Source organism: Elusimicrobium sp. An273 (genome assembly GCF_002159705.1).
GTDB classification, from domain to species: domain Bacteria; phylum Elusimicrobiota; class Elusimicrobia; order Elusimicrobiales; family Elusimicrobiaceae; genus Avelusimicrobium; species Avelusimicrobium gallicola.
In genome coordinates, this window is record NZ_NFJD01000007.1 from 1 (window position 1) to 1,023 (window position 1,023).

Annotated in this window: 1 protein-coding gene; it reads left to right on the forward strand. The window is 55.2% G+C overall.

The genetic code is table 11. The features are described 5' to 3' along the window. The coding region (locus tag B5F75_RS07410) for a flagellar hook assembly protein FlgD (protein WP_158093812.1) at positions 1 to 1,011 on the forward strand (1,011 nt) is incomplete at its 5' end. Positions 1,012 to 1,023: the final 12 nt, after the last annotated feature.

A 1,023-nucleotide genomic window follows, 5' to 3' on the forward strand; every position in this document is an offset into this window, starting at 1 on the left:
TACGTGAAGCCGGGAATTTATGAAATTCGGTTAACGGCGAAGAACTATCCGGATCCGGGGTTGTACCAAGAGACGGTAAAGAGCGTGACGGTGAATGCGGATCTGCTGAAAGTATTCGACTTGCTGGAAGCGGACGGGTATTCGCTGGCCCAGCGGAACACGGAGATGAAGATTGGGTACCAGATCTCGGTGCCGATGAAAGTGGCGATCCAGATTTTTAAACCGGGGACGACGATCTACGATTATCAGAAAGGGACGTTGCGTAACCCGACGACTGGCACGGAAGTGAAGGACATCCACGAAGTATTGGTAAAAGCGATCGTGGGGATCCGTCCGGCGACGACGTTGATAGAAGAATCGTGGGACGGGCGTGACTATGCGCAGCAGGAAGTGCCGGACGGGACGTATCCGTTCCGCTTTGTAACGGCGCTGAACTCGGCGGACATAGACAGCGTAACGGGGGAAATTTTAGGGAGTGATGACAGCAGCACGAACAGTGCGATGTGGAGCATTGACAAAGTGGCGGACACGTATGAATACCAGAACCTGCATAAGGCGACGGTAGCGATCGGGGACGGCCGGTTTGTGTGCGAAGACTGGGAGAAGACGGTGTTCTTCTATCCGAACCCGCTGCGTGATGCGTCGAAGGGGACGCTGGAAATCACGAAGATGCCGGTGCCGGGTACGGTATCGATTAAGTTCTTCAACTTAGCAGGGGACTTGGTACGGGACAGCAATTATACGTGCGTAGACGCGAACAACTATCAGGTAACGATGGGGAGCAGTCTGCAGTTTAACCCGGACAATACGCCGGAAGGTTCAACGCAGATGGATGCGGAGGATTTGGCGGCGTTCCCGAACTTGCGCAATGCGGCGCTGCGGTGCCGGTGGGATCGGACGAACCAGCACGGGAAGAAAGTGGCGCGCGGGGTGTACTTTGGATTGGTAGACTTCAAAGCGCAGAACGGGCGCGAGCATTGCCAGAAGGTAGTAAAGATTTTGGTGCCGTAAACCGGAGGGGGG